Origin of the sequence: Rhizobium sp. NPDC092011 (assembly GCF_044756305.1) — a bacterium.
Classification (GTDB): Bacteria; Pseudomonadota; Alphaproteobacteria; order Rhizobiales; family Rhizobiaceae; genus Rhizobium.
Genome location: NZ_JBIVSO010000003.1, coordinates 351,175 through 375,059 on the forward strand (window position 1 = coordinate 351,175; position 23,885 = coordinate 375,059).

27 protein-coding genes and 1 pseudogene are annotated in these 23,885 nt (G+C 60.0%); 13 read left to right on the forward strand and 15 right to left on the reverse strand.

The annotated features are described in order from the left end of the window. Nucleotides 1-67 precede the first annotated feature (67 nt). The gene (locus tag ACIQJ2_RS16930; protein WP_400667328.1) at nt 68-883 is read right to left on the reverse strand and encodes a helix-turn-helix domain-containing protein; all 816 of its coding nucleotides are present in this window, start codon (nt 881-883) and stop codon (nt 68-70) included. A 177-nt stretch (nt 884-1,060) separates the two neighbouring features. Between ACIQJ2_RS16930 and ACIQJ2_RS16935 the strand changes: the two genes are divergently transcribed. After that, a complete protein-coding gene (locus tag ACIQJ2_RS16935) occupies nt 1,061-1,405 on the forward strand; it encodes a nuclear transport factor 2 family protein (protein ID WP_400667326.1) in 345 nt (114 codons plus the stop codon). Here ACIQJ2_RS16935 and ACIQJ2_RS16940 read toward each other — a convergent pair. Then, nucleotides 1,400-2,074, reverse strand: coding sequence for an aspartate/glutamate racemase family protein (locus ACIQJ2_RS16940; RefSeq protein WP_400667325.1), 675 nt, complete (start codon nt 2,072-2,074; stop codon nt 1,400-1,402). The two genes, ACIQJ2_RS16935 and ACIQJ2_RS16940, sit on opposite strands and share 6 nt — an antisense overlap. Before the next feature lie 253 nt (nt 2,075-2,327). Between ACIQJ2_RS16940 and ACIQJ2_RS16945 the strand changes: the two genes are divergently transcribed. Then, a complete protein-coding gene (locus tag ACIQJ2_RS16945) occupies nt 2,328-2,930 on the forward strand; it encodes a superoxide dismutase (protein WP_184701229.1) in 603 nt (200 codons plus the stop codon). Between the two features lie 127 nt (nt 2,931-3,057). Further along, nucleotides 3,058-3,900: a metallophosphoesterase gene (locus tag ACIQJ2_RS16950; protein ID WP_400667323.1), complete on the forward strand. Its 843-nt coding sequence runs from the start codon at nt 3,058-3,060 to the stop codon at nt 3,898-3,900. Nucleotides 3,901-4,018: 118 nt separating this feature from the next. Here the strand turns inward: ACIQJ2_RS16950 and ACIQJ2_RS16955 are convergent, their stop codons facing one another. Next, nucleotides 4,019-4,720, reverse strand: coding sequence for a helix-turn-helix transcriptional regulator (locus tag ACIQJ2_RS16955; protein WP_400667321.1), 702 nt, complete (start codon nt 4,718-4,720; stop codon nt 4,019-4,021). Between the two features lie 128 nt (nt 4,721-4,848). Between ACIQJ2_RS16955 and ACIQJ2_RS16960 the strand changes: the two genes are divergently transcribed. From ACIQJ2_RS16960 to ACIQJ2_RS16970, 3 genes are all read left to right on the forward strand, one after another. After that, the gene (locus ACIQJ2_RS16960; protein ID WP_400667319.1) at nt 4,849-5,484 is read left to right on the forward strand and encodes a LysE family translocator; all 636 of its coding nucleotides are present in this window, start codon (nt 4,849-4,851) and stop codon (nt 5,482-5,484) included. A 166-nt stretch (nt 5,485-5,650) separates the two neighbouring features. Continuing rightward, nucleotides 5,651-6,094, forward strand: coding sequence for a cytochrome c (locus ACIQJ2_RS16965; RefSeq protein ID WP_199145991.1), 444 nt, complete (start codon nt 5,651-5,653; stop codon nt 6,092-6,094). A 158-nt stretch (nt 6,095-6,252) separates the two neighbouring features. Then, nucleotides 6,253-7,167, forward strand: coding sequence for a c-type cytochrome (locus ACIQJ2_RS16970; protein ID WP_400667317.1), 915 nt, complete (start codon nt 6,253-6,255; stop codon nt 7,165-7,167). 62 nt (nt 7,168-7,229) lie between these two features. On the opposite strand, the gene ACIQJ2_RS16975 is transcribed toward ACIQJ2_RS16970, so the two are convergent. After that, nucleotides 7,230-8,009 (reverse strand): class I SAM-dependent methyltransferase, encoded by a 780-nt coding sequence (locus tag ACIQJ2_RS16975; RefSeq protein WP_400667315.1) that lies wholly within the window; start codon nt 8,007-8,009, stop codon nt 7,230-7,232. Between the two features lie 75 nt (nt 8,010-8,084). On the opposite strand from ACIQJ2_RS16975, the gene ACIQJ2_RS16980 reads away from it, so the two are divergent. Continuing rightward, the gene (locus tag ACIQJ2_RS16980) at nt 8,085-8,735 is read left to right on the forward strand and encodes a C39 family peptidase (protein WP_400667744.1); all 651 of its coding nucleotides are present in this window, start codon (nt 8,085-8,087) and stop codon (nt 8,733-8,735) included. A gap of 103 nt (nt 8,736-8,838) precedes the next feature. On the opposite strand, the gene ACIQJ2_RS16985 is transcribed toward ACIQJ2_RS16980, so the two are convergent. After that, nucleotides 8,839-9,408, reverse strand: coding sequence for a GNAT family N-acetyltransferase (locus ACIQJ2_RS16985; RefSeq protein WP_400667313.1), 570 nt, complete (start codon nt 9,406-9,408; stop codon nt 8,839-8,841). A 115-nt stretch (nt 9,409-9,523) separates the two neighbouring features. After that, on the reverse strand, nt 9,524-9,937 hold the full coding sequence (locus ACIQJ2_RS16990; protein WP_400667311.1) for a helix-turn-helix domain-containing protein: 414 nt from the start codon (nt 9,935-9,937) through the stop codon (nt 9,524-9,526). A gap of 193 nt (nt 9,938-10,130) precedes the next feature. Here ACIQJ2_RS16990 and dmeR point away from each other — a divergent pair, with 193 nt between their 5' ends. The 3 genes and pseudogenes from dmeR (at nt 10,131) to bla (ending at nt 11,938) form a co-directional block, all read left to right on the forward strand. Further along, nucleotides 10,131-10,403: a Ni(II)/Co(II)-sensing transcriptional repressor DmeR gene (gene dmeR / locus ACIQJ2_RS16995; RefSeq protein ID WP_199146002.1), complete on the forward strand. Its 273-nt coding sequence runs from the start codon at nt 10,131-10,133 to the stop codon at nt 10,401-10,403. Nucleotides 10,404-10,529: 126 nt separating this feature from the next. Continuing rightward, nucleotides 10,530-10,850: pseudogene (locus tag ACIQJ2_RS17000) on the forward strand (cation transporter); the annotation flags it as partial. An 86-nt stretch (nt 10,851-10,936) separates the two neighbouring features. Next, nucleotides 10,937-11,938, forward strand: a complete 1,002-nt coding sequence (bla, locus tag ACIQJ2_RS17005; protein ID WP_400667309.1) for a class A beta-lactamase — start codon at nt 10,937-10,939, stop codon at nt 11,936-11,938. 84 nt (nt 11,939-12,022) lie between these two features. Here bla and ACIQJ2_RS17010 read toward each other — a convergent pair whose 3' ends face one another. The 4 genes from ACIQJ2_RS17010 to ACIQJ2_RS17025 all read right to left on the reverse strand — a co-directional run bounded on the left by ACIQJ2_RS17010 (nt 12,023) and on the right by ACIQJ2_RS17025 (nt 16,869). Next, nucleotides 12,023-12,565: a hypothetical protein gene (locus tag ACIQJ2_RS17010; protein WP_400746553.1), complete on the reverse strand. Its 543-nt coding sequence runs from the start codon at nt 12,563-12,565 to the stop codon at nt 12,023-12,025. 72 nt (nt 12,566-12,637) lie between these two features. Next, nucleotides 12,638-14,116: a YdiU family protein gene (locus ACIQJ2_RS17015; RefSeq protein ID WP_400667305.1), complete on the reverse strand. Its 1,479-nt coding sequence runs from the start codon at nt 14,114-14,116 to the stop codon at nt 12,638-12,640. 117 nt (nt 14,117-14,233) lie between these two features. After that, nucleotides 14,234-14,755: a DUF1697 domain-containing protein gene (locus ACIQJ2_RS17020; RefSeq protein ID WP_400667303.1), complete on the reverse strand. Its 522-nt coding sequence runs from the start codon at nt 14,753-14,755 to the stop codon at nt 14,234-14,236. 20 nt (nt 14,756-14,775) lie between these two features. After that, nucleotides 14,776-16,869, reverse strand: a complete 2,094-nt coding sequence (locus ACIQJ2_RS17025) for a S9 family peptidase (protein ID WP_400667301.1) — start codon at nt 16,867-16,869, stop codon at nt 14,776-14,778. Nucleotides 16,870-17,257: 388 nt separating this feature from the next. Between ACIQJ2_RS17025 and ACIQJ2_RS17030 the strand changes: the two genes are divergently transcribed. Next, the gene (locus tag ACIQJ2_RS17030; protein ID WP_199146009.1) at nt 17,258-17,647 is read left to right on the forward strand and encodes a DUF930 domain-containing protein; all 390 of its coding nucleotides are present in this window, start codon (nt 17,258-17,260) and stop codon (nt 17,645-17,647) included. A gap of 12 nt (nt 17,648-17,659) precedes the next feature. On the opposite strand, the gene ACIQJ2_RS17035 is transcribed toward ACIQJ2_RS17030, so the two are convergent. Both ACIQJ2_RS17035 and ACIQJ2_RS17040 read right to left on the reverse strand, forming a co-directional pair. Beyond that, nucleotides 17,660-17,992, reverse strand: a complete 333-nt coding sequence (locus ACIQJ2_RS17035; RefSeq protein ID WP_400667299.1) for a chaperone modulator CbpM — start codon at nt 17,990-17,992, stop codon at nt 17,660-17,662. Between the two features lie 3 nt (nt 17,993-17,995). Next, nucleotides 17,996-18,907, reverse strand: coding sequence for a DnaJ C-terminal domain-containing protein (locus ACIQJ2_RS17040; RefSeq protein ID WP_400667297.1), 912 nt, complete (start codon nt 18,905-18,907; stop codon nt 17,996-17,998). A gap of 260 nt (nt 18,908-19,167) precedes the next feature. Between ACIQJ2_RS17040 and ACIQJ2_RS17045 the strand changes: the two genes are divergently transcribed. After that, nucleotides 19,168-19,959 (forward strand): polysaccharide deacetylase family protein, encoded by a 792-nt coding sequence (locus ACIQJ2_RS17045; RefSeq protein ID WP_199146066.1) that lies wholly within the window; start codon nt 19,168-19,170, stop codon nt 19,957-19,959. Between the two features lie 22 nt (nt 19,960-19,981). Here ACIQJ2_RS17045 and ACIQJ2_RS17050 read toward each other — a convergent pair whose 3' ends face one another. Both ACIQJ2_RS17050 and ACIQJ2_RS17055 read right to left on the reverse strand, forming a co-directional pair. Then, complete coding sequence (locus tag ACIQJ2_RS17050) at nt 19,982-21,073, reverse strand: AI-2E family transporter (RefSeq protein WP_400667742.1); 1,092 nt, start codon at nt 21,071-21,073, stop codon at nt 19,982-19,984. A 178-nt stretch (nt 21,074-21,251) separates the two neighbouring features. Continuing rightward, nucleotides 21,252-22,118, reverse strand: coding sequence for a VOC family protein (locus ACIQJ2_RS17055; RefSeq protein WP_199146017.1), 867 nt, complete (start codon nt 22,116-22,118; stop codon nt 21,252-21,254). 310 nt (nt 22,119-22,428) lie between these two features. Between ACIQJ2_RS17055 and ACIQJ2_RS17060 the strand changes: the two genes are divergently transcribed. Continuing rightward, nucleotides 22,429-23,097: a hemolysin III family protein gene (locus ACIQJ2_RS17060; protein ID WP_199146019.1), complete on the forward strand. Its 669-nt coding sequence runs from the start codon at nt 22,429-22,431 to the stop codon at nt 23,095-23,097. Here the strand turns inward: ACIQJ2_RS17060 and ACIQJ2_RS17065 are convergent. Further along, nucleotides 23,072-23,587, reverse strand: a complete 516-nt coding sequence (locus ACIQJ2_RS17065; protein WP_400667295.1) for a hypothetical protein — start codon at nt 23,585-23,587, stop codon at nt 23,072-23,074. The genes ACIQJ2_RS17060 and ACIQJ2_RS17065 overlap by 26 nt on opposite strands. Nucleotides 23,588-23,885: the final 298 nt, after the last annotated feature.

A 23,885-nucleotide genomic window follows, 5' to 3' on the forward strand; every position in this document is an offset into this window, starting at 1 on the left:
GGCAGGGTCTAACAAATTCGCATCGAACGGCTGCGCACTCAAACGCTCAAAATCGAGCCGGAAACGCTCATGCGCTGCGAAGTCGATCAGCGAAGCGGCGGGGCGAGCGATAGCCTGTGGCAAGGGCGGCCTCGCGCAGCGACAGCCCGTCTTCGGCAAGCAGCGTCGTTGCCAGCGCCACGCGCTCGCTCGCCAGCACATCACGCAGCGAAGCGCCTTCGCGCGACAACCGTCGCCGCAAGGTCGCATTGCTGGTGCCGAGTTCGGTGGCGATGAGATCTGCCGTCCAGGCGCGATCCGGCTGCCAGCGCACCAGCGCACGCACCGCCTCGGCTGTTGTCTCGGGCGAACCGGGCAGGGCGCCGCGCATGCCGAGCACCAACAGTATTTCGAAGAGCCTGTGCTCGATCAGAGGGATTGGCACGTTGCCGCCAGCAATGCCTTCGCCAGCGTGGTCGATGGCCGCGGCCAGCAGCGGATCGAGCGGCAGTTCGGTTTGTGCCGCGATCTGGGCCGGCGGATAGGTTTTTGCGGCTCGACGCACCAACTCCTTGGGAAAGGTAATGAAGATCGCGCGGTAAGCGCCGGTCTGCGGGTCGGGGTCGTTCACGACATCGCCACTCCAGCCGGCCGGCAACACGAGCACCGTGCCGGCCGAAAAGTGCCGCTGCCGCCCCATGCTGACGATTTCCTTGGAGCCTTCGAGGATGGCGACGATTGAAACCTGCGAAAAGGCCGAGCCCGCAATGCGCTCACGTTCGCGCGTGACGAAGGTGAAAAGCGTCGAGTAGCTGCCGATGCCGGTCGGCGGGGCCGTCGGACGGTTATCCTTTGCCGCCAGATGGCGCAGCTTTTCCAACATGTGATGATGAGCCTCGGACACCGCGATGGCTTCCTGCTGATTGGGGGTGTTACGGAGTTTGGACCATGCGGGCGGAGATGCCAAGTCCGCAAACCGCCTTGTCGGTTCGCTCATCCTATGTTAAAAACTGATTGCATTATACAATCAGTTTGAGCTGATTAGCCGGAAAATGTCTCTTAGCAACAGAGGGGGCAGTTCATGAACTCTCTTGAAAGTGCCCGTTGCGACACGGTTCGGCGCCTCTTTGTCGCCTATATCGCGCAGCAACCTGATCTCGTCGATCGAATGCTGACGCCGGACTTTACTTTTTCGAGCCCGCGCGACGATCATATCGACCGGAAACGGTATTTCGAACATTGCTGGCCGAAAGACAAAGTCTTCCGCGACATCCACATCGAGCATCTCGTTGCCGATGGCGATGAGGTGATCGTCGGCTATCGCGCCGAAAAAATGGACGGCGGCAGCTTCCGCAATGTCGAGCTGATCCGCTTTGCCGGCGATCGTATCGCCGAGGTGAATGTCTATTTCGGCCGCAACCTATAATAGCTGGTCCGCAATCCCTGCCATTGCTGCCGAAAGCGCCGTCGTCGGGCCGCTCATCGGCTGCGGGTAGCTTGCCGGAAGAAGACGCCCCGCATCGGTCATGGACGCCTGCGCGAAGGCGATCGTGACGGGGCCTTCGTCATGGACCGCTTTCACGGCATCGGCGATGGCGGTCAGGTAGGCCGGCAGATCACCCGCCCGGAAATGCGCCCATGCGCCCGGCACCAGGCGAACCTCGATTTCGGCACTCGTTGCCTCCGCCGCCGCTTTGAAAAGCGTTGTTGTCGGAGCTATGGTCGTTTCGACCGTGCACAGGATGACGACCTTGCCACCGGTCTTGACGGCTTCGTCCGCAAGTGTGGCGTCCGCTCGAATGATGGGCGCCATTGCGCCGGCGGCGACTTGCGACACTGCCGGGCCAAGCGTCGAGCAATTGAGCACGACGGCATCGGCGTCTTCGGCCAGATGCAGCAGAAGCGCTGCCGTTTCCGCTGAAATCTCCTCCGTCAAATGCCCCACCTTTTCGGCGGCAAGCAAGAGATCGGCGCGGACATGATGGCGCAATATGCCGGCAGGCAGCCCGAGTGCCTTCGCCGCAGCTTCGTAGACGGCAATGTTGCTCTCGGCTCTGTGTGTAGGCAGGCTATCGTCACGGACATTCCCCGGCATTGCAAGTTCCGGCGAAACTAGCGTCGGCGACCCTCTGTGTCGATGGTCTATCCAACTGTCTCGGGATGTGGGCCAATGCCGTCGCATTCAGTAAGGTAAATTTCTAAGTCGAGGCTATACCTAATTGAAAATAGGGCAATTTTTGCTCTCGTCTGCAACTTTTTTGGCATGTCGGCGGTTGCTCTTCCTGGCGACCGCTCCTATGTTCCGGTCACCTGCCGACCGCAATTTTCTGCCAAGAGGAGATATGACCATGGCTTTCGAATTGCCTGCACTTCCCTACGATTACGACGCTCTTTCGCCGTTCATGTCGCGTGAGACGCTCGAGTATCACCACGACAAGCACCACAAGGCCTATGTCGACAACGGCAACAAGCTCGCTGCCGAAGCAGGTCTTTCAGATCTGTCGCTCGAAGAAGTCGTGAAGAAGTCTTTCGGCACCAATGCAGGCCTCTTCAACAATGCTGCCCAGCACTACAACCACATCCATTTCTGGAAGTGGATGAAGAAGGGCGGCGGCGGCAACAAGCTGCCGGGCAAGCTCGAAGCTGCCTTCAATTCCGATCTCGGCGGCTATGACAAGTTCAAGGCCGATTTCGCCGCTGCCGGCGCCACGCAGTTCGGCTCGGGCTGGGCATGGGTTTCCGTCAAGAACGGCAAGCTCGAAATCTCCAAGACCCCGAACGGCGAAAACCCGCTGGTTCATGGTGCAGACCCGATCCTCGGCGTCGACGTCTGGGAACACTCCTACTACATCGACTACCGCAACCTGCGTCCGAAGTATCTCGAAGCCTTCATCGACAGCCTGATCAACTGGGACTACGTCCTGGAGCGCTACGAAGCCGCAACGAAGTAAGGTTTGCCGTATAGGCTGGCTTTCGCACCCGGCGTCTTGATGGCGTCGGGTGTTTTCTTATCGTCAGCCTATATTGATGTATCCGTGGGTCGCTTGGCGTCCCGGGGAGGCCGCTCAAGGAGGCTCAATGCCGTCAGCACCGCTCTTCCGCTTTGGTGTCGTCGCCGATCCGCAATATGCCGATCTCGAGCCCAATCTGACTCTCGATCGCTATCCCGCGAACAGTCTTGCCAAGCTTGGCGCGGCGATAGAAGAGTTCAACCGGCATGATCTCGCCTTCGTCGTCACACTTGGTGACATAATCGATCGCGAATGGAAGAGTTTTGACGCGATCCTGCCCGTCTACGAGACGTTACGTCATCGCAAGCACTTTCTGCTTGGCAACCATGACTTCGCGATAGCACCCGAGCAACTCGGCAATGTACCCGCACGGGTCGGCATGCCGTCCGCGTACTACGATTTCAGCCATTCCGGCTACCGCTTCATTGCGCTCGACGGCAATGAGATCAGCGTCTTCGCTCCGCCGGAAGGTGATCCCAGGAGGCAGGAGGCAAAGGAGCTGATGGCGGCGCTGGAGAGTGCCGGCGCGCTCAACGGCCAACGCTGGAACGGCGCCATCGGCGACACGCAATTCGGCTGGCTTGGCGAGAAGCTGCAGGAAGCGAAGAGGGCAGGAGAGAAGGTCATCGTCATGAACCATTATCCGGTCTTCCCGGACAATGGCCACAATGCGTTGAATAGCGGGCGGGTGCTTTCGCTTCTGGCTGAACACGACCATGTCGTCGCTTATTTCAACGGCCACAATCACGCCGGCAACTTCGGCATGTCTGACGGCACTTACTTCGTCAATTTCAAAGGCATGGTCGATACCGAAGATACCAGTGCCTATGCAATCCTCTCGGTTTATGAGAATCGTCTCGAAATTACCGGCTACGGGCGCGAAATCGATAGAACCTTGATGTTGCGCTGAGCCTTGCTTCGCAGCCATCCGCATGTCGATCGCGTCCCTTCTGTGGCCTATGAGGCATGCGAGAAGAGGTTGTTCGGCTTTGCAGAATCCGGTCTGACGATCGGGGTTCAAGAACATCTCAAGCGTTTGCGGCGGAAGTGTTCGTTTGCCAACCGTTCACCCAGATCTGACGTAAGCCGTCGCCTTCACCCTTGAACCAGAGTCCCGTCGGCTGGCAATCGTCGATCCTGTCGCTGCGGAAATTGCGGATGGCTTGGCGTAGCTCGCACCAGGCGACGATGTTTGCCGCCTCGGCATAGTAGATCAGCGCGATCGGACGGATGATGCGCTCCGTTGCCCGACCGAGCTCATCGCGATAGGCGAGCTCGAGTTTTTCCTCGTCGCGAATGGCACGGCGGACGAGCGCCAGGTCGGTTGCGGATGCAGAGGGCGCCGCGAAACCCCAGGCGTGCAGCGCATTGGCATCGAGGGTCTGGCGCAATGGCGGCGGCACGGCGCCGGCGATCTTCGCGGTCACGCGCTTGGCCGCCAGCTTCAGTTCGGCATCGCCGGTGCGCTCCAGCAGCGCCAGCGAAAGGACGATCGCCTCCATTTCCTCTATCGAAAACATCAGTGGTGGCAGGTCGAACCCAGGTCGCAGGATGTAGCCGATGCCGCGCTCGCCTTCGATGGGCACGCGCATCGCCTGAAGGGCCGCGATGTCACGATAGACCGAGCGCACCGTCACCTCGAGCTGCGTGGCAATATCGGCTCCCGTCACCGGCCTTTTGGCCAGCCGCAGAATCTGGATGATCTCGAACAGGCGAGATGCCTTGCGCATTTCTTGCCCCGAAGATGAAGGCTACTGACAACACCCCGTCAGTTGGATCGATTTATAAGATCGTCTATCGACTTGAAAATCAATCATTTCCTCTTCTGCTTTGACAGAGAGGGCGATAGGCAACTGACATGGGTTACGCAGAAAATCTCTGGCTCTTCTTCATCCTTCTCTTAGGCATCATCATCGTGCCGGGCATGGACATGCTGTTCGTGCTTGCAAATTCCCTGACCGGCGGCAGCAATCGCGGCCTTGCCGCAACCGGCGGCATCATGCTGGGCGGCGCGGTTCACGCGCTGAACGGCGCCATCGGCATCGGCTTGCTGATGCATTTCGTGCCCATTCTCTTCAAGCCGCTGCTGATTGCCGGCGGCGCCTACATGGCCTTCATCGGCTATACGCTGATGCGCAGTTCCATCACCGTTGGCGGCGAGGGGCCTGCCGGCAGCCGCTCCGCCTGGAAGGCTTTCCGACAGGGCGCGGTCACTTGCCTGATCAATCCCAAGGCCTATCTCTTCATCTTTGCCGTCTACCCGCAGTTCCTGAAACCGGACTACGGGCCGATGTGGATACAGGCCGTTATCATGGGAGCCATGACCGTCGCGACGCAATTTGCCGTCTATGGAGGCCTCGCCGTAACTGCCGGGCGAAGCCGGGATCTGCTGATTGCCAATCCCAGGGCGACCGCCTTTGCCGGCCGCGCCGCCGGATTGCTGCTCGTTGCGGTTTCGGTCTTCACTGTCTGGGAAGGTTTGAAAATGACGTGAAGTCCGGGGGAAAGATAAGTGTGTCGATAGCATGACACTGATTTCACTCAGCTCTCACCACTTTGTGACTTCATTGCCGGAGGGGAAACCGGCAAACATGTCGCTGTAATCATGCGCCGGGCCGCATATGCGGTCTCGATCATTGGGAAAGAGGTAGGAGAACGAAATGAAGTGGAAAGCGATTGTGGCGGCAGCGGCTTTGGCCAGCATCGCCCTGGGTTCGGTCGTTGCAGCCGATGGCACGCATGACTCCCGCATCGGGATGATGAAGAAGATCGGCGGCGCCACGGGGGCCCTCGGCGCGATTGCCAAGGGCGACAAGCCCTATGATGCCGATATCGTCAAGGCGTCGCTGACGACGATCGCAGAAACGGCCAAGGCATTCCCGGATCAGTTCAATCCGCAGAGCGACAAGGGCGACGCCGAAGTCAATCCGAAGATCTGGGACAATCTCGACGACTTCAAGTCGAAGGCGGCCAAGCTTTCCACCGATGCCGAGACGGCGCTCGCCCAGTTACCCGCAGACAAGGCTGGCGTCGGCGCGACGCTGAAGACCCTCGGTGGTGCTTGCGGCGCCTGTCATCAGGCCTACCGCGTCAAGAAGGACTAGGGCATTTCCAGGAAAAGTGCGCAGCGGTTTTCCGTCCGGAATGCGCAAGAAAATGCTCTGAGCGGTAGGTCAGCCTCATCTGACGATTTGTTTTGGCTCCGCGTCCGGTCTGCGACCGGCGCGGAGCATGTCGGTTTTGGAGCCGGAAGGGGGTAAATGTGATGGCGCGGTTTATCCGGTGGTTGCTTTGCCTGCTCGGCGTGGTCGTCCTTGGCGGCGGCGCGTTCTATGTGGTGACAGCGCCTTCGCCCTTGCCGGCAAGCCATTGGGCCAATCTCGGCGATCCCGATCTCAAGAATGGCGAGATGGTCTTCTGGGCCGGCGGCTGTACAAGCTGCCATGCGGTATCAGGCGCTCAGGGCGACGCCAAGCTTGTGCTTTCGGGCGGCCTCGCGCTCACGAGTCCCTTCGGCACATTCCACGTGCCGAACATCTCGCCGGATGAAAAGGCTGGCCTCGGCACATGGACGCTCGCCGATTTCGGCAATGCCATGAAACAAGGTGTGGGCAAACAAGGAGAGCATCTCTATCCGTCCTTCCCCTATGGCTCCTATACCCGCATGAGCGACAAGGATATCAACGATCTCTGGGGCTTCCTGAAGACGCTTCCGAAGAGCGGTAACGTCGCTCCGCCGCATGAACTGCCGTTTCCGTTCAACATCAGGCTTGCGGTGGGCGGCTGGAAGTTCCTCTATCTCAACGATCAGCCGCGCGTCGTCCTTGCCAATGCGAATGAGAAGGTCAAGCGCGGACAATATCTGGTGGAGGGCCCGGGGCATTGCGGCGAATGCCATACGCCGCGCGACGGTCTCGGCGGCTTCGTGAGTGGCCAGTGGTTGGCGGGAGCACCCAACCCGGAAGGCAAGGGCCAGATCCCGGATATCACACCGGGTTCGAAGGCAATCGGCGGCTGGAGTACGGGTGATATCGCCAACTACCTCGAAACCGGCTTCACTCCGGATTATGATTCCGCCGGCGGTTCGATGGCCGAAGTCCAGCAGAACATCGCCCACCTGCCGGCGACCGACCGCGAGGCGATTGCCGCCTATCTGAAGGCGCTGCCCAAGAAATAGATTGCTGTATGCTCGGAGCGTGATGCCGAAAAGTGTTTGCGGTTTTCGGACGACATCGCGCTCTACCTGACGTTTGAGCGCCGGGCGAGATGGAGATGCGTTTCGTAATGCAGTTCGAATTCGCCGCCTTGGGCGGTGATGGTATCGGCAAGCTCGGAAAGCAAAACCTCCCTTCGATCTTCAGGCAGAAGCCTGTAGCTTGAAAGGGTACGCAGCAGATCGATGTAACTGTCTGTCGTGTGCGGCCGGCTCCAGCGGTAGCAGTGAAGGATCGGTGTCTCGAACTGGTCGGACTGCTTTAGCTCTGCGGCAAACGGGCCATCGGGCAGATACCAGGCCTCCACGGGTGGGCCTGCGAGATGCGGAGCATGACGGGCATAAATATCGCCGAATACTCCTGAAAGAGGGGGCTCTAGCGGCATGGGCACGTTGCCGAAGACGGCGAACACACCCGCAGGCGCGAGCAGCGCAGCTGTTTTTGTCAAGCGCAGTTCCGGCGCGACCCAATGCAAGGATTGCGCTGCCGCTATCAGCTTGTAGCCTCCCTGTTCGCCGGGCCATGCTTCGAACGTGGTTTGCTGAAATCGCACCTGCGGAAATTCCGCCAGTCTTTCGCGTGCGATTGCGATCAGTTCCGCGCCTGGATCAAGTCCGACAACGCAAAGCCCGCGGCGGGCGAAGCCTTCCGTCGCCTGCCCGGTGCCGCAGCCGATCTCAAGAACCGCATCCACGGCCTCCAGTCGGGCGAAATCGATGACGTCCATGAACAGTTGATCGGGATAGAGCGGTCGGGCGCTGTTATAGAGGTTGGCGACGCCATCGAATGTGAACCGCTGTTCCAAGATGCACCTCCAGTTGCGGATCGAGGCCGACAGCCTTTTTTCTAGCGCATTTTCCATCAAGCTTATAGCGACGGGATTCGGCAAGGGGAGTGGGTGATCGTGGATGCATGCGTGGGGCGAAAGGTTCCCTATTTCAGCCAATGGGAAACGCCTGACATGACCCTCGCGGTCGTTGCCGAGGGCGCACGGCCGGCCTTGTTGAAGGATCCGCTCTGGGCGTCTTCCGGCGCGCGCGATATCGAGGAATATGCCCATTGGGCCGCCAATCTCTGCGGTATGGCCTGCCTGAAAATGGTGCTTGCCGCCCGGACCGGCAAAGCCGTTCCGATCATGGATCTGGCCATGGGGTGCAGGGAATATGGCGGCTATGTCGAGGAGCCGGATGGCAGGATCAAGGGCCTGATCTACGCGCCCTTTATCCCCTTCGTCCGCGATCGCTTCGGGCTGAGCGCAAGGGTCGTCACCGGGATTTCCGTAGCCGATATTACCGATATCCTCACGCAATCGGAATTTTTCATCGCGTCAGTGCATCATTCCGTTCGATGGCCGGAGACCGAGCCGCCGACAAAGGGCGGCCATCTGGTGCTGGTGACGGCCATCAACGGAAATATGATCCGCTTCCACAATCCCTCCGGTCACGTCGATGCGACGCGCGAGAATGCGGAGATGACGCTGGAGATGTTCGCTAAATTCTTTGCAGGCCGCGGGATCGCCATCGATCATTGAAGCATTTCCAGGAGGAGCGCGTAGCGCTTTTCCGTCCGGAATGCGTAAAGCCAGAAACGCTCTGGAGGTCAGTATCCGATGGCGATCCCGTTAAAGGCCGGCATCAGGCAAGAGCCTGCAGGTAGCGCATGCCGGTGACCGGCCGTGGCTTGAAATCCATGTGTTCGTAGAAGCGGTGCGCCTGGAAATTGCCCGTTGCGGCGCCGACCGAAAGGTAGCTGCAACCGGCCTTGCGGGCGATGTCGCGGGCGCGGTCGACAAGATGCTGTCCGATGCCGTGGCCTCTATGGCCGTCGCGGACGAAGAGATGATGCAGGTCCATGCCCCGCTGCCCTTCCTGTGCCTTGTACAGCGGCACGAGGATGGCGTAGCCGATCAATCCATCCTCGCCTTCGGCAACGAGCGCTGTGATCCACGGCAGCGGGCCGAAAAGGTCGCGTTCAAGCTGCTCGGGCGTCGTGCCGGAGGGATCGCCGTGATGGGCGGCCAGAAGCCGGATCATGTCGTTGAGCTGGGGCAGGTCGCGCGGCTGTGCGTTGCGAATGGTCAGAACAGGCGGCCGAAGAAGTGAGATGTCGCTATCGTCTAGCATGGCATTTGCGTCCTTGTTTCTAAATGAGCCGTCAGGACGCTGCCGATACAACAAAGCCGCCTGACGGCGGCTTGTTGACAAAATGATCTGTCTTGGCCGCCCCTTACAGGTACAGCCAAAAATACGAGCAGGTATGGAGCACGTGCTTGATCATGGGCGCATAGATGATCCGCTTCAGCGCGTTTGTCAATGGGCCTCAATGCTCTGCTTCGCATAGCCCGTGATCGGACAGCGCCCGGATCACATAGCAATCCTCGATGCTATGGCCGTCGCAATGCGATACGATGCGCTCCAGCTCGTGCTCCAGCCGCTTCAGCTGGGCGATCTTGATACGCACATCGTCCAGATGCTCGCGTGCGATGCGGTCGGCACCCACGCAGGGACGGTCAGGGTGCTGGCTGAGCGAGATCAATTCCCTGATGGCGTCGATCGTCAGGCCGAGATCACGGCCGTGGCGGATGAAAGCCAGTCGTTCCAGATCGGCCCGAGAATAGCGCCGCTGATTGCCCTCGCTGCGATCGGGCTCCGAGATCAGGCCCATCTGCTCGTAATAGCGGATTGTCGGCACTTTCACGCCGGTACGCTTGGATAGATCGCCGATCGTCAGCATCTCTCGTCTCCGATACCTCTAGTTTCTAGAGCTATATATGCCGCCGATCGCCCATATTTGCAAGGGCTGGGCGCAATGCCCATCCATGCAGCCGCTGATTTCAATCGTATCGCCCGCCGCGACTTTTCTCGAAGACCGGCTTCCGTTGTCATATCATTATAATATACCCCTCTATATTATAACGGAGATCCTGATGTCCCACACAGTTCGCCAGCAAGCCAAGTTGCTATCGCGTGTTCGTCGCCTCAAAGGGCAGATGGAGGCCGTGGAACGTGCGCTCGAGGCCGAGCGTCCATGCGGAGAGGTGCTGCAGCTTCTTGCCTCCATTCGCGGCGCGCTCACGGGGCTGACCGGTGAAATTCTGGAGGATCATCTGCATGAGCATGTGCTGCATGCGGAAAGCGAACCGGTCCGCCGTCAGGCGGTGGATGAAATATCCGATGTGCTGAAGACCTATTTGCGGTGATCAAGGCTTCGGGACGGGCAACAGGAGAGTGATGTTATGAGTATGTCTTCCGATATGAGCCACAGCCACGTGTTTCTGGGCTCCGATCATCAGCGCAACGAGCGGCGCATCTGGCTCGTCATTGCGCTGACCGCGGTCATGGGCATCGTGGGTGGCCTGGTGATCCCGCAATGGTCGTGGAGCCTGTTGCGTGCCTCCGGTACCGTCTTGCTCGATTTCATCCCGCAGGGAGAGGATCTGCCGGGCGAAATCCGCGGGGCGATCGAGACAGGCACGGACCGCATTACCGACCTGCATGTCTGGCAAGTCGGCCCCGGTCATCATGCCGCCATCGTGGCCGTGGTCACGCCCGTTTCGCGCGACCCGGCCTTCTATAAGGCGCGCCTCGCCGACATTCACGAATTGTCGCATGTCACCGTTGAAGTCACGGTCGACAAGGCGGCATAAAATCCGATAGCAATCGGGCCGGTCGGAGGCTTGCCATATTCCTCGCATAGCCCACAATCCGGTCCGATTCTGCTGGAGGCTCTTGAATGCCCATTTTGCTCACCCGTCGCCGCCTTGTGGCAGGTTCCGCGCTGCTCGTTCCCGCTCTGACGCTCGGCCCGAGCGCGCTTCTGGCCCAGACCGCCGCCGGCACCTCGGCGACTGCGCCGGCTGCTCAGGACAATACTGCAATGCCATCTGACGGACAGGCCACGGACGGCGATGGCGGCTCCCAGGGCAATGCGCAGCTGACCGACGATGTCGATAAGCAGCTGGCGGATCTGGAAAAGAAGACCGGTGGTCGCCTTGGCGTCTCCGTCCTCGACACCGAAACCAACATTTCGCTTGGGAATCGCGAGGAAGAGCGTTTTCCCCTTTGCAGCACCTACAAGGCGCTGGCTGCCGGTTTCGTGCTGGCAAGGGTCGATCAGGGTGTCGAAAAACTCGACCGTCGCGTCACCTACGGGAAGGATGTCGTGGTGACCTACTCTCCGGAAACCGAAAAGCATGCCGGCGCCGAAGGCATGACGGTTGCAGAATTGTGTGCTGCGGCCATCACGCTGAGCGACAATACCGCTGGCAACCTGCTGCTGGAAAGCTTCGGCGGCCCGGCGGCGCTGACCGCCTGGCTGCGCACGACAGGCGACACCGAGACCCGTCTCGATCGCAATGAGCCGGACGTCAATCAGGCGACCAAGGGCGATCCCCGCGACACCACCACACCCGATGCCATGCTGGATTCGATCGGCCTTCTGACGCTCGGCAACACGCTGTCGGAAACCTCCAGGGATCAACTGGTCAACTGGCTGGTCGGCAATACGACTGGAAACAATCGCCTGCGCGCCGGCCTGCCCAAGGAGTGGAAGATCGGCGACAAGACCGGCACGGGCAACAATGGCTCTTACGCTGATATCGCTGTCATCTGGCCGCCGGAGCGCGGGCCGGTTCTGGTGACGACTTTTGTCGCGGAAGCCACGGCAGCGGCGAAAGACGTGGAGGCTGTGTTCGCTGAAGTCAGCAAGATCGTCGTCAGCATGGTCGGGCAATAACAGAAAATCCGGCAGATAAAACAAGGCGATGCGATCGAGATGTGAATCAGGATCGCATCGCCTTCATGTAGCGTGGCAATATACTCAGACCAAGGATAGGGCAGAGGCTGCGCCGTCCGTTTCCTTCTCGCTGTCGGCAGCGCTGTTTCCGACGCCGAGCTTCTGCTTGATCTCCGCTGCGATCTGATCGGTGATGGCCTTCTGGTCTTCGGCCGACAATTGGCTGAAAGACTCTTCCGTCAGCCCATGCGCTTCCAGATATTGCGCGCGGATTTTCTGCGCGGGCGTCATGTTCGCCCACTTGCTGAATTCGTCCAGGATGTCCTGGTTGGATTTCTTGGACGAAGCCGTCTGGCTGCTGCCGTCAATGGCGCCCGATCCGTCGTCGTCTGCGCCGCTGCCGTCGGCTGCCGAAGTCGACGTTGCGCCGATCTGGTTGAGCCAGAAAGCCGACGAAATGGAGGAGGGGATGCCGCTGCTGGATGCGATGGACGGTCCCTGCGATTCGTCCTGCTGCTCGCCGTCATCAGGCAGGCTGAAGGGCGTACTGTCGTCTGAATCCGCATCCTGCTGGGTGCTGCGGATCGGGGCGCTGAAATAGTTCTGGGTGCTGCCATGCACTTTCATCGTCATGTCTCCCTATGGGTTGGCGCGACGATGACTCCCCAAGCCTGTCTGGGGCTTATGTCCTCGGTTGTGTCAGGTGCCGCAGAAGGTCTGCAGCACCCGTTCCGAGGGTAAAGGTGGCTCGGCATAAGGCGCAAAGGCAGGCTGATCCTCATAGGGCTTGGCCAGCACTTGCAGCAGCGCTTCGAACAGCGAAAAATCGTCGTCCTCGACGGCCGCCTGGATCGCCTGTTCGATTCGATGGTTGCGCGGGATGAAAGCCGGGTTGACCTTCCGCATGGCATTTGCGCGTGCGCCGGACGACTGAGGGTCTCGGGCAAGGCGCTCGCGCCAGCGCGCGAGCCATGGCGCAACCGATTGCGGCTCGTGGAAGGTCGCCGTGAAGTCGGTGACGTCCTCGTCGGCGGCAAGGGAGGCGAGCCGGCGGAAGGCCAGCGTGAAATCGGCGCCCTGCTGCTGCATGATCGCCAGCAGAGACTGGATCAGCTCGAGATCGCCTTCCTCCTCGTCTGTCACGCCGATCTTGGCGCGCATGCCCGAGAGCCAGTGGGCCTGAAAGCGCTCGCCATAGGCTCTAATGATAGTGTTCGCGAGTTCGATCGCGGTGTCGGCGGACGGATCGATTAGCGGAATAAGGGTCTCGCCGAGGCGCGCGAGGTTCCATTGCCCGATCGCCGGTTGATTGGCATAGGCATAACGACCATTCCGGTCGATGGAGGAAAAGACTGTCGCCGGATCGTAGCTATCCATGAAAGCACAGGGACCGAAATCGATCGTCTCGCCGGAAACGGTCATATTGTCGGTGTTCATCACGCCATGGATGAAACCGACATGCAGCCAGCGCGCGATGAGTGCGGCCTGCCGTTCTGCCACTGCTTCCAGCAGTGCAAGATAAGGATTTGTGCGGTCGCTGATGTCTGGGTAATGACGGCCGATGACATGATCGGCCAGAACCTTCAGATTGTCCGTGTCGCCGCGCGCCGCAAAAAACTGGAAGGTGCCGACGCGGATATGGCTCGCCGCGACGCGCGTGAAAACGGCGCCTGGCAGCACCTCCTCGCGGTAAACAGGCTCGCCGGTCGTCACTGCCGCCAGCGCCCGCGTTGTTGGGATACCGAGGGCGTGCATGGCCTCGCTGACGATATATTCACGCAGAACCGGACCAAGCGCCGCGCGCCCGTCACCGCGCCGCGAGAACGGCGTCGGCCCCGGGCCTTTGAGCTGGATATCGCGGCGCCTGCCGTTGCGATCCTTGACCTCGCCCAGAAGAATCGCGCGCCCGTCGCCGAGCTGCGGCACGAAATTGCCGAACTGGTGGCCGGCATAGGCCATAGCGATCGGTTGCGAGCCTGGCAGCAACTCGTTTCCGGAGAAGATCGCCGCGGCATCAAGTCTCAATGCATCCACATCAAGCCCGAGTTCCCGCGCCAGCACCTCGTTGAATTTGATCAGCTTCGGGGCAGCGACAGGCGTCGGCACCTGGTCCGCAAAGAATTGCGGCGGCAGGCGCGCATAGCTGTTGTCGAACGGAATCGGGAGTGCCTGAAGCATTGGCGTTTCGGACGGAAGAGAGCTCATGCCACTAAAGTAGGGCTGGCGAGAGGGAGGCGCAAGACGCTTGTTCCAGGCATCTCTTGGCGGGTCGCATCAAGGTGACGCTGCGCGTCTTTATTCCCTCTCCAGCTCGCGCGCCATCTCCGCAAGCTTCCGTACCGTGTTGAGATTTCTCGATGTGCCTGCCTTCAGCGCCGGCAGCTTCAGTTTCGAACGTCCGGAACCATCGGGGTAATGCACGTAGATTTCGCGGCCGGCGATATGCACTTCTTCGCCGCCGGGTGCCACGAGCTTATCCAGCGCGTCCTTCGGCGGTGCATCCGGCAGGAAGCTGACGAGCAGATAGTTTGGCTTGGCGTGCGGGAAGGGCGAATTGTCGGCCGCATTTTCCAGCTCCTGGCGGCTGCGCAGGATGACGCCGGGAGAGGCTCCCATCTTGCGCGCCAGAGCCTCCTCGAGCCGCGCCTGCACCGTCTTCTCATCTTCTTCAGAGCGAAAGAGCACGTTGCCGCTCTGGATATAGGTTTTTACGTCGGTGAAGCCGCTCTCCTCGCAGAGCGTTTTTAGCTCTGCCATCGGCAATGCGCCGGTGCCGCCAACATTGACGGCACGCAGCAAGGCAACAAAGACTGCCATTCGCTCCTCCCGGCTTCAGCCTACATTTTGCCCGCGACCTTGATGGCGAAGGAATATTCGAAGGCCACTTCCTCCAGGCGCTGGAAACGGCCGGACGCGCCGCCATGGCCGGCATCCATATTCGTCTTCAGCAGGATCGGCGCGTCGCCCGTCGTCTTGTCACGCAGCTTGGCGACCCACTTGGCCGGCTCCCAATAGGTGACGCGCGGATCGGTGAGGCCGCCAAGGGCAAGGATCGGCGGATAGGGCTTCTCGCCGACATTGTCGTAGGGGCTGTAGGCGGCGATCTGCTCATACTCTTGCTTGCTGTCGATCGGGTTGCCCCATTCCGGCCATTCCGGCGGCGTCAGCGGCAAGGTGTCGTCGAGCATGGTGTTGAGCACGTCGACGAAAGGCACGGCGGCGATGACGCCCGCGAATTTCTCCGGCGCCATGTTGGCGATCGCGCCCATCAGCATGCCGCCTGCCGAGCCGCCCTCGGCGATGATCTTCGTGTAAGAGGTGAACTTCTCCTGATTCAGATAGTCGGCCGCCGCGATGAAGTCCTTGAACGTATTGGTCTTCTTCGCCATCTTACCGTCTTCGTACCAGGCAAAGCCCTTATCCTTGCCGCCGCGGATATGGGCGATGGCATAGACGAAGCCGCGATCTGCGAGCGACAGGCAGTTGGTGTTGAAGCCGGCAGGAATCGCGATGCCGTAAGCCCCGTAGCCGTAAAGCAGGCAGGGTGCTGAACCGTCGAGCGGCGTGTCCTTGCGGTAAAGCAGCGTCACCGGCACTTTTTCACCATCCCAGGCGGGCGCGAAAACGCGGCGGGTGACGTAGTCCGAGGGATTGTGGCCCGAGGGCACTTCCTGCGTCTTCAGCAGGGTGCGCTCGCGCGTCACCATATTGTAGTCGAAGAGCTGGCTCGGCGTCGTCATCGACGAGTAGGAGAAGCGGATGACATCCGTGTCGTATTCCGCTGCCCCCTGCAGGCCGAGCGAATAGGCTTCTTCCTCGAAGGCGATGGAATGTTCCTCGCCGCTGCGACGATCGCGGATGACAATGCGCGGCAGGCCGTCCTTGCGCTCCAGCCAGATGAGGTGACGGGCATAGGCCATGTGGTTGAGCAGCAACGTGCCGGGCTTGTGGGCCACCACTTCACGCCAGTTTTCCTTGCCCGGCCTGTCCGCCGGCGTCTCCATGATCTTGAAATCCTTGGCGTCGCCGTCGTTGGTGAGGATGTAGAAGACGTCGCCGCCTTCGGTGAGCTCATACTCGATCCCCGTTTCGCGCGCGGCCACGATCTTCGGCTCGGCAGTCAGGTCGGAGGTCGGGATGATGCGGTATTCGCTGGTCTCGTGGTCGTGAATGTCGATGAAGATGTAGTCGTCGAGCAGCGAGCCGCCGACGCCCATGAAGAAGCCGGCATCCTCCTCTTCGTAGACGAGCCGGTCTTGCGATTGCGGCGTCCCGAGGATGTGATGGTAGATCTTCGATGGGCGATGGTTCTCGTCCTGCAACGTGTAGAAGAAACTCTTGCCGTCCGGCGCCCAGACGCCGCCGCCGCCGGTGTTTTCGAGGACATCCGACAGATCCTCGCCGGTCTCGAGGTTGCGGATCTTCAGCGTGAAATATTCCGAACCCTTGTCGTCATAACCCCAGATGCCGAGGCTATGGTCGGTGGAGTGATCGAGGCCGGAAAGGCGGAAATAGGACTTTCCTTCATTTTCCTTGTCGCCGTTCAGCAGCAGCTTGCGATCGCCGCCATTGCGGGCCTCGCGAAAATAGTGCGGCTGCTCGCCGCCGGTGACGAAAAGCGTGCCATAGGCATAGGGGCCGTCCTTGACCGGCACCGAGCTGTCATCTTCCTTGATGCGGCCCTTCATCTCGCCGAAGAGAACCTTCTGCAGGTCCTTCGTGTCGGTCATCGCCGCATTCATATAGGTGTTTTCAGCTTCCAGATGGGCGCGGATTTCCGGGGCCAGGATCGACGGATCCTTGAACATCGCCTGCCAATTGTCGGCGCGCAGCCACGCATAATCGTCGCTACGGCTGATGCCGTGGCGCGTATCCGTAACGGGATGTTTCGGGGCGACAGGCGGGGTGGGGAGGTTCTTGAATACAGACACGATAGCGCTTTCTATGGAGTGAAAGTCGGATGCGAAGAGAAGAGAGAGATAGAGGGCAGCCGCATGAGGTTCAATAGGGAAATCTCCCCTCAAGTTTCATGCAAGTTGGGTAAAATACTGTTGATCGACTATCGGGCCGCGCGTCTTGCAAGGCGTGCCAAGGACGCGGTAGGGCATTTCAAATGCTCCACAATTCCTCAGATCGACTGCGATGTGAGGAATTGTGCAGCGGGTAGCTCGCGGGAAAGCCGATGGGGGAGCTGCCTTGATGAGACCACATTCTTTATCGAAGTCGATATACATTGCGTCGACATAAAGGCGGTCAAACCGCCATCCCTGATGGAACGGACGCAATCAAATCCAGAATAATGCAAAGGGACCGGTCTTCATGCTGAAACTCGTTGCCATCCTCATTCCATTGGCTGCTTTCGCCAACTCTGCCTTCGCCGTCGATCCGGCGATGAAGAAACAATTGGAAAAACTTGATCCGTCAGAGCGGATGGAGCAGGCGTGCGATGCGGAGGCGATGAAACGGATCGGCACGGACAAGACGGGATTCAAGCCGGACAAGGTCATCGCCTATACATTCGGTGACCCCGCCATGAACCCGGATTCGATGGATGCGCCGGGCGCCGTCTTCCGCAGCAAGGGCGACTGGTATCATCTATCCTACAATTGCGTCACCGGCCCGAAACACATCCATGTCCGGGAACTGAGCTATCAGATCGGCGAAAAAGTGCCGCGCGGGGCGTGGCAGGAACACTATCTCTACGATTGACGGGCGGCGCCGTCAGCGCGGCCTCAGGACATCGACGCGAGTGAGCTCGGACAGGATGAGCTGCTGCACGTCGGAAGGCTGGCGGCGCACCGCATCCGTGAGATCGCGCAATGTTGCCCGCAGGCTGTGCAGCTGATCGACGAGATCCATGACGACATCGACACCGGGCTCGTTGACGCCCATGGCATTGCCAAGGTCGAGGATGAGCTGGCCGCGGGCAATGTCGGCCTCGCGGAAATTCCTGCCCTGATCCGTCACCTCCGGCACCACCCAGCCCTGTGAGATCCAGACTTCCAGCACCGTGGTCTCGATTTCGAGGTGCAGTCGAAACTCTCTCTCGTTCATCGCTTATCCTCCCATGGTCTTTCTGGGATCTTGTGTCTTGCCGGCTTCCCACTCCGAGACGAAGCGTGTCAGCTCAGGGTCCGGTGTGTCCGGAAGGACGATCTTCAAGGAAACATAAGCGTCGCCATTGTCCTTGCCGCGCACCGGTGCGCCCTTGCCCTTCAGCCGCAGCACCTTGCCGGTGTTGGAGTTCGGCTGCAGCGTCACGGTGACGGCGCCGGAGGGGGTGGGGACCCTGATCTTGCCGCCGAGCACCGCTTCCGTCAGCGAGATCGGCAGCTCCAGCCGGATGTCGTCGCCATCGCGGGTGTAGAATCGATGCGGCCGGACATGCACTGAAATCAATGCATCGCCCGCTGGTCCGCCATTGAAGCCGGGATCGCCCTTGCCCTTCAGGCGCAGCGTCTGGCCGTCGCGTGTGCCCGGCGGTATCTGCACGTCGAGGGCCGGTCCATCAGGCAGGCTGATCTGCTTCTTCGCGCCGTTGATGGCGTCAAGAAAGTCGACCTCCATCGAATATTGACGATCTTGACCCTGCATTTGGGACTGGCCTCGGCTGCGCCGCGAGAAGAAACTGGAAAACATGTCGTCGGCATCACCGAAATCGGCAAAGCCGCCGGTGTTTTGATAGGGGCCACGCTGGCCTTCCTTGGCTGCGTAGTCGCGATAATAGTTGCGCGGTGCCTGCTCGGCGCCGCTGCTATCGATCTCGCCGCGGTCGAAACGCACACGTTTCTCCTCGTCGCCGACAATGCCATAGGCTGCCGAGACCTCTTTGAACTTGTCCTCGGCCTGCTTGTCGCCGGGGTTTAGGTCGGGGTGCAGCTTCTTGGCAAGCTTGCGATAGGCGCTTTGAATATCCTTTTGCGGGGCGTCTCGCTTTACGCCCAGTACTTCATAGGGATCGCGGCTCATGCATGTCTCTCTTCGGGAGCACGGAAAAATACGCAGATAGTGTTACGATGGCCTCATATCAATCGTAGCATAGACGCTGTCAGGTTGAAGCCCGCAACTCGATGCTCTGCGAGTTCAATGCATTTGTGATGTGAAATGGGCACGTTTGCCATATTTCCGGCGTGTTGCCGGAAGATGGCGGGCGTTCAGGCTGGAAACCTGTGGCGATGCCAGATTTTTCCGCCTGTTTTCATTTGCTCGATCCGTTCGGTGGCTGCTCGATGAACCGCTTTCTGCTTGCTTCCGCATTTGTCTTCGTAGCAGGGGCCGCTTTTGCGGCGCAGCCGGAGCAACCGCCCGCCGGCTGGCCCAAGCTGCCGCCGAAAGCACCGGCCTCGAACGTAAAGCTGGTCGAGCCGCACCTGCGCGTCGATCGGGCGGGTAAGGGCGCGCCGCGCATTGCGCTGACTTTCGATGCCTGCATGGGCAAGACCGATCCGCGCATCCTCGATACGCTGGTCGATCAGCGCATTCCGGCGACGATCTTCGTTACCGCGCGCTGGCTGCGCACCAATCCGGATGCATTGAAGGTCTTCCTGGCTCACCCGGATCTGTTCGAGCTGGAAAACCATGGCCAGAACCATATTCCGGCCGTCGATATCCCGACCAAGGTCTACGGCATCCCCGCTGCCGGTTCGCCGGAGGCGGTTGCCCAAGAGGTCAAGGGCGGGGCGGATGCGATGATCGCGGCGGGCATTCCGCAACCACGTTGGTTCCGCGGTGCTACGGCCAAATACAGTCGCTCGTCGATCGAACAGATTCGCGGCATGGGCTATCGCATTGCCGGCTATTCGGTGAATGGCGACAGCGGCTCGCTGTTGCCGGCCAAGATGGTGGAAAAGCAGTACGCTTCCGCAAAAGACGGCGATGTCATCATTTCCCATATCAACCAGCCGACGCATGCTGCCGGCGAAGGTGTGGCCGCAAGCATCCTGGCGTTGAAGGCGAAAGGCGTTCAGTTCGTGCGCCTTCAGGACATTCCCGAAAAGGGCGATGCCGGTACGACGAACTGATCGCATAGGACACGCCCCTGCGTTATCCCGGTAGTTGCGGCTGAACTTTCTCCTCGAGGAAGAGTTCATCGACGACAGTCATGACAATCAGTGATAGCGGCAGCGCCAGCATCGCGCCGACGGCGCCCCACATCCATGTCCAGAAGATGATGGCGAAGAAGACGACGAAGGGATTGAGCTCCCACTGGCGGCCCATGACCGCTGGAAAGACCAAATTTTCCACGGCGAGATGGACGGCAAAGAAGACAATGGCCGGAGCGAGCGCAAAGACTATGTCCGAATGCGTGATGATGCCGGCGATCGCCAAAGCGATCGTCATGGCGGTGACGCCGAGAAATGGAATGAAGCTGGCAACAAAGGCGAACACGCCCCAGAGCACCGGCACGCTCAAGCCGCCGGCATAGGCGATGATCGTCATCGCGACGCCGATGCCGGCATAGATCAAGGAAGCCGTGGCGAAGTAGAAGCCCAGCACCTGCTCTACCGCGTTGATAATCCGGATTGTCGTCAGTCGCGCCGCCCTGTTTGAGAAAGTCATGATGATCGTCTTGCGCAGGCTGATCCGGCTGACGAGAAACAGGAGCAGGGCGGCGAAGAATATCAGGATCTGAACGATGGCCGGCGTGAGATTGCTCGAAACGACGTGCAGGACGTTGCCGCTGTTCTCCAGCAGGGTATTGATCGACATCGGCCCGCTCTGGAAAGTTTCCGGCGAAATGTGCAGCCATTTGAACCGGTCGAGATAAGGCATCAGCCTGTCCGAGGTTCGCTGGAAGAAATCGGGAGCCTCTTGCGCCAGCTTGGCAAGCGGCCCGGCAAGCGCATTGATGACGAGGAAGATCGCCAGTGCCACCGCCGATGACAGGAGAACGGCATTAAGGACGCGCGGTACACCGAGCTTGCTGAGTTTTTCCGCCGCCAACCCCAGGATCATGCCGACGACGACGGCAAGGGTTACCGGAATGAGAATGATCGACATCATATAAACGCCGGCCAGCGCCAGAATAAGGAAGATACCGATGGTCGCCCACGCGGCGGCGGTATGAAGCTGACCAGTTGGTGGATTATCCGCCAGTTCGGAAAGGGCCGCGTCGCTGCCATATCCTTGCGACATGTTTCGCCCCGCGCCGGAATTCCCGTCGCGCAACCCCGGTCCGCCTGGCTGCTTGCCGGCGTTTCTATCGATCTCCATGCCCTCAAATCCCCGAAGGCACGATTGCCTCGGTATTCAAACGCGAAAAAGCCCGCTCCGGTTCCGGAACGGGCTTTTGAAAGCATGCCATATGGAGCAATCAGGCGATCAGGTTGAGGCCGATTCCCCATGGATCGCGCAGCGAAATGCCGCCGTCGCGCTTTTCGGTCTTGATCTCGTGCTGGTCGAGAGCCGCCACGGCCTTGTCGAGCGAGGCGCTGTCGTTGAAGCGCAGCGTATAGTCCGAGAGACCGGTCATGTGCTCGGAGCGTACACCGGCGCCGCGGCTGTTCCATGTATTGGCGCCGAGATGATGGTGATAGCCGCCTGTCGCGAGGAAAGTCGCGCCGGGATAGCGCGCGGCCATAACCTTCATGCCGAGAACGTCGCGGTAGAAGGCGTTGGCTTCGGCAACGTCGCCGACCTGCAGGTGAATATGGCCGATCGCCGAACCGTCGGCCATGCCGTCCCAGCGGTCCTGCGGGGCACTTTCATAGAGCTTCTGCAGATCGAGCCTGAGCGTCGCCATCTCCACCGTGCCGTCGTCGTGGAATGTCCATTCCTCGTGTGGTCGGTCGGCATAGATCTCGATGCCGTTGCCTTCGGGGTCGGAAAGATAGATCGCCTCGCTGACGATATGGTCCGATGCGCCCTCCAGCGCGACATTGTTGTGCGCGGCGTGACGAAGCCAGCGGGCAAGCTCGACGCGGCTCGGCAGCAGGAAGGCGGTGTGGAACAGGCCGGCCGCCGTCCGCGGCGCACGCGCGGCTGCGCGATCCGTCGTCAGGGTCAGAAGGGGGTGGCCGGCAACGCCGAGGACTTCGCCGCTCGCCGTCTTTTCGATGACCTTCAGGCCGAGCATGTCCTGGTAGAAACGTGACACCAGCGGCAGGTCGGTGACGACCAAATGCGATTGGCCGACATAGGCAGGGCGCGTCAATGCATAGGAGGGGGCGGTTTCGGTCATGGGTAGTTCCAACCTCGACAATCTTGAAAAAGGCAACCGGCGTGGACGGCGGTGAGCCGTCAGTGGCGGGCGGGAGGTTTCGCCGGTTGAATGCCTCTTCGATATCCTCGGCCCGCTGTACTTACCAAACTATATGGAGGATTCCGATTGTTCACAGAAGGCCAGAAATTGCGGATTGAGCGTTCGCTGAATGTTGACGATATGCCTCGTCGCGTTCACGAAGATTGATCGAAATGCCAGTTTGACGCAGTTGCTTCCATGTCGGCGGGATGTAAGGATCGCGTTGTTACTGAACTGGAATGCGTAAAAAATGGCCGAGTACAAAGGCATCCGTTGGGCGTATGATCGATATGAAGTGATCGCCGACAGCATCGTCAACGGCGTTGGGGTGGTGTTTGCGCTCATCGGCGCAACGGTGCTGATCTTCTACGCGACCGTTTGGAGCTCCTACGGCGCCATCGCCGCCGCCTGGATCTACGGCGTCGGCCTGGTGCTGACGCTCGGCATGTCCTTCACCTATAACCTCTGGCCGGTATCGCGGACGAAATGGTTCCTCCGGCGCTTCGACCATTCCTTCATCTACGTGCTGATTGCCGCGACCTATACGCCGTTTCTGGAGCGCGGCGCCGAGGATCCGCTGCTATTCGCCATGCTGATCGCCGTCTGGGTTTTCGCGGCATTCGGTATCGTGCTGAAGTGTCTGTTCCCAGGCCGTTACGACCGGTTGGCGATCCTGCTTTACCTTGCCATGGGCTGGAGCGGCGTCATCGTGGCAAAGCCGGTCTCGATGTATATCCCCTTCGCGTCCATGCTGCTGATCATCATCGGCGGGGTGATCTACTCGCTGGGCGTCATCTTTCACGTTTGGGAAAAGCTGCGGTTCCAGAATGCGATCTGGCACGGCTTTGTGATTGCCGCTGCCGCCGTGCATTATTCGGCCGTTCTCGCCTGTTTCAGCCTGTCTCCGGAAAGCTTTTGACCACCTGCGCGGTTGGCGTGCACTTCTTGGTCGGGCGCAAGCTGCGCACCAGACGCATCACGATGGCGTCGTAGCGCTGCATGTCCGCCTTGGCATAATCCATTTCGAAGAACGCCGCTCCGCCGTTGCAAAGCGCCACACCGCGCACATAGACGATACGACCCTGTTTCGTGCCGGAAAAGCTGGCACCGCGCGAATTCGACTTCGCATAGGAGATCTTCCAACCCTGATCCCTGGCGAGCGCGACGCGAACATTGGCCTCTTCGACGAAGTCGCCTTTGGCAAGCGCCGTGCCGAAAACCTGCAGCACGGCTGATCGATCCGCCGGCGACAACGACAAGCGGTTGGTGTCCTCCGAAGGCGCCGACAGGTGGAAGTCCGATGGCAGTTCGATGGCGTAACCGAAGCCCGTATTGTCATAAGACCACCATTCGGCGGCAAACGCCGAGGCGGGGCAAAGCAGCAGGAAAGCTATCAAGCGGGCGAGCATTGCGGTTTCCGGGAGGCGGGGTCTGCAAATCGCTTAAGAATAGCGCTTTTTTCAGCGAAGATTCCATGGCGATTTTGGAAATGGCGCAAAATTAGCTCAGATTCGTTACAGCTTCATTGCAAGCCATGCAGAATTGGATGCTTTGACATCATGTTCTTGCCATTCGTGTCGAAACCACGCCTCAAAATGGTGGAACGCCTGTCCGCCAAGGGTATTGGACCCGCTCCGGTAAGTCCGCAAAGCATCGGCGGAAAAGCGATTTCAGTGGTTTACTCCCGCTTTTCGACCGTTTGCACTT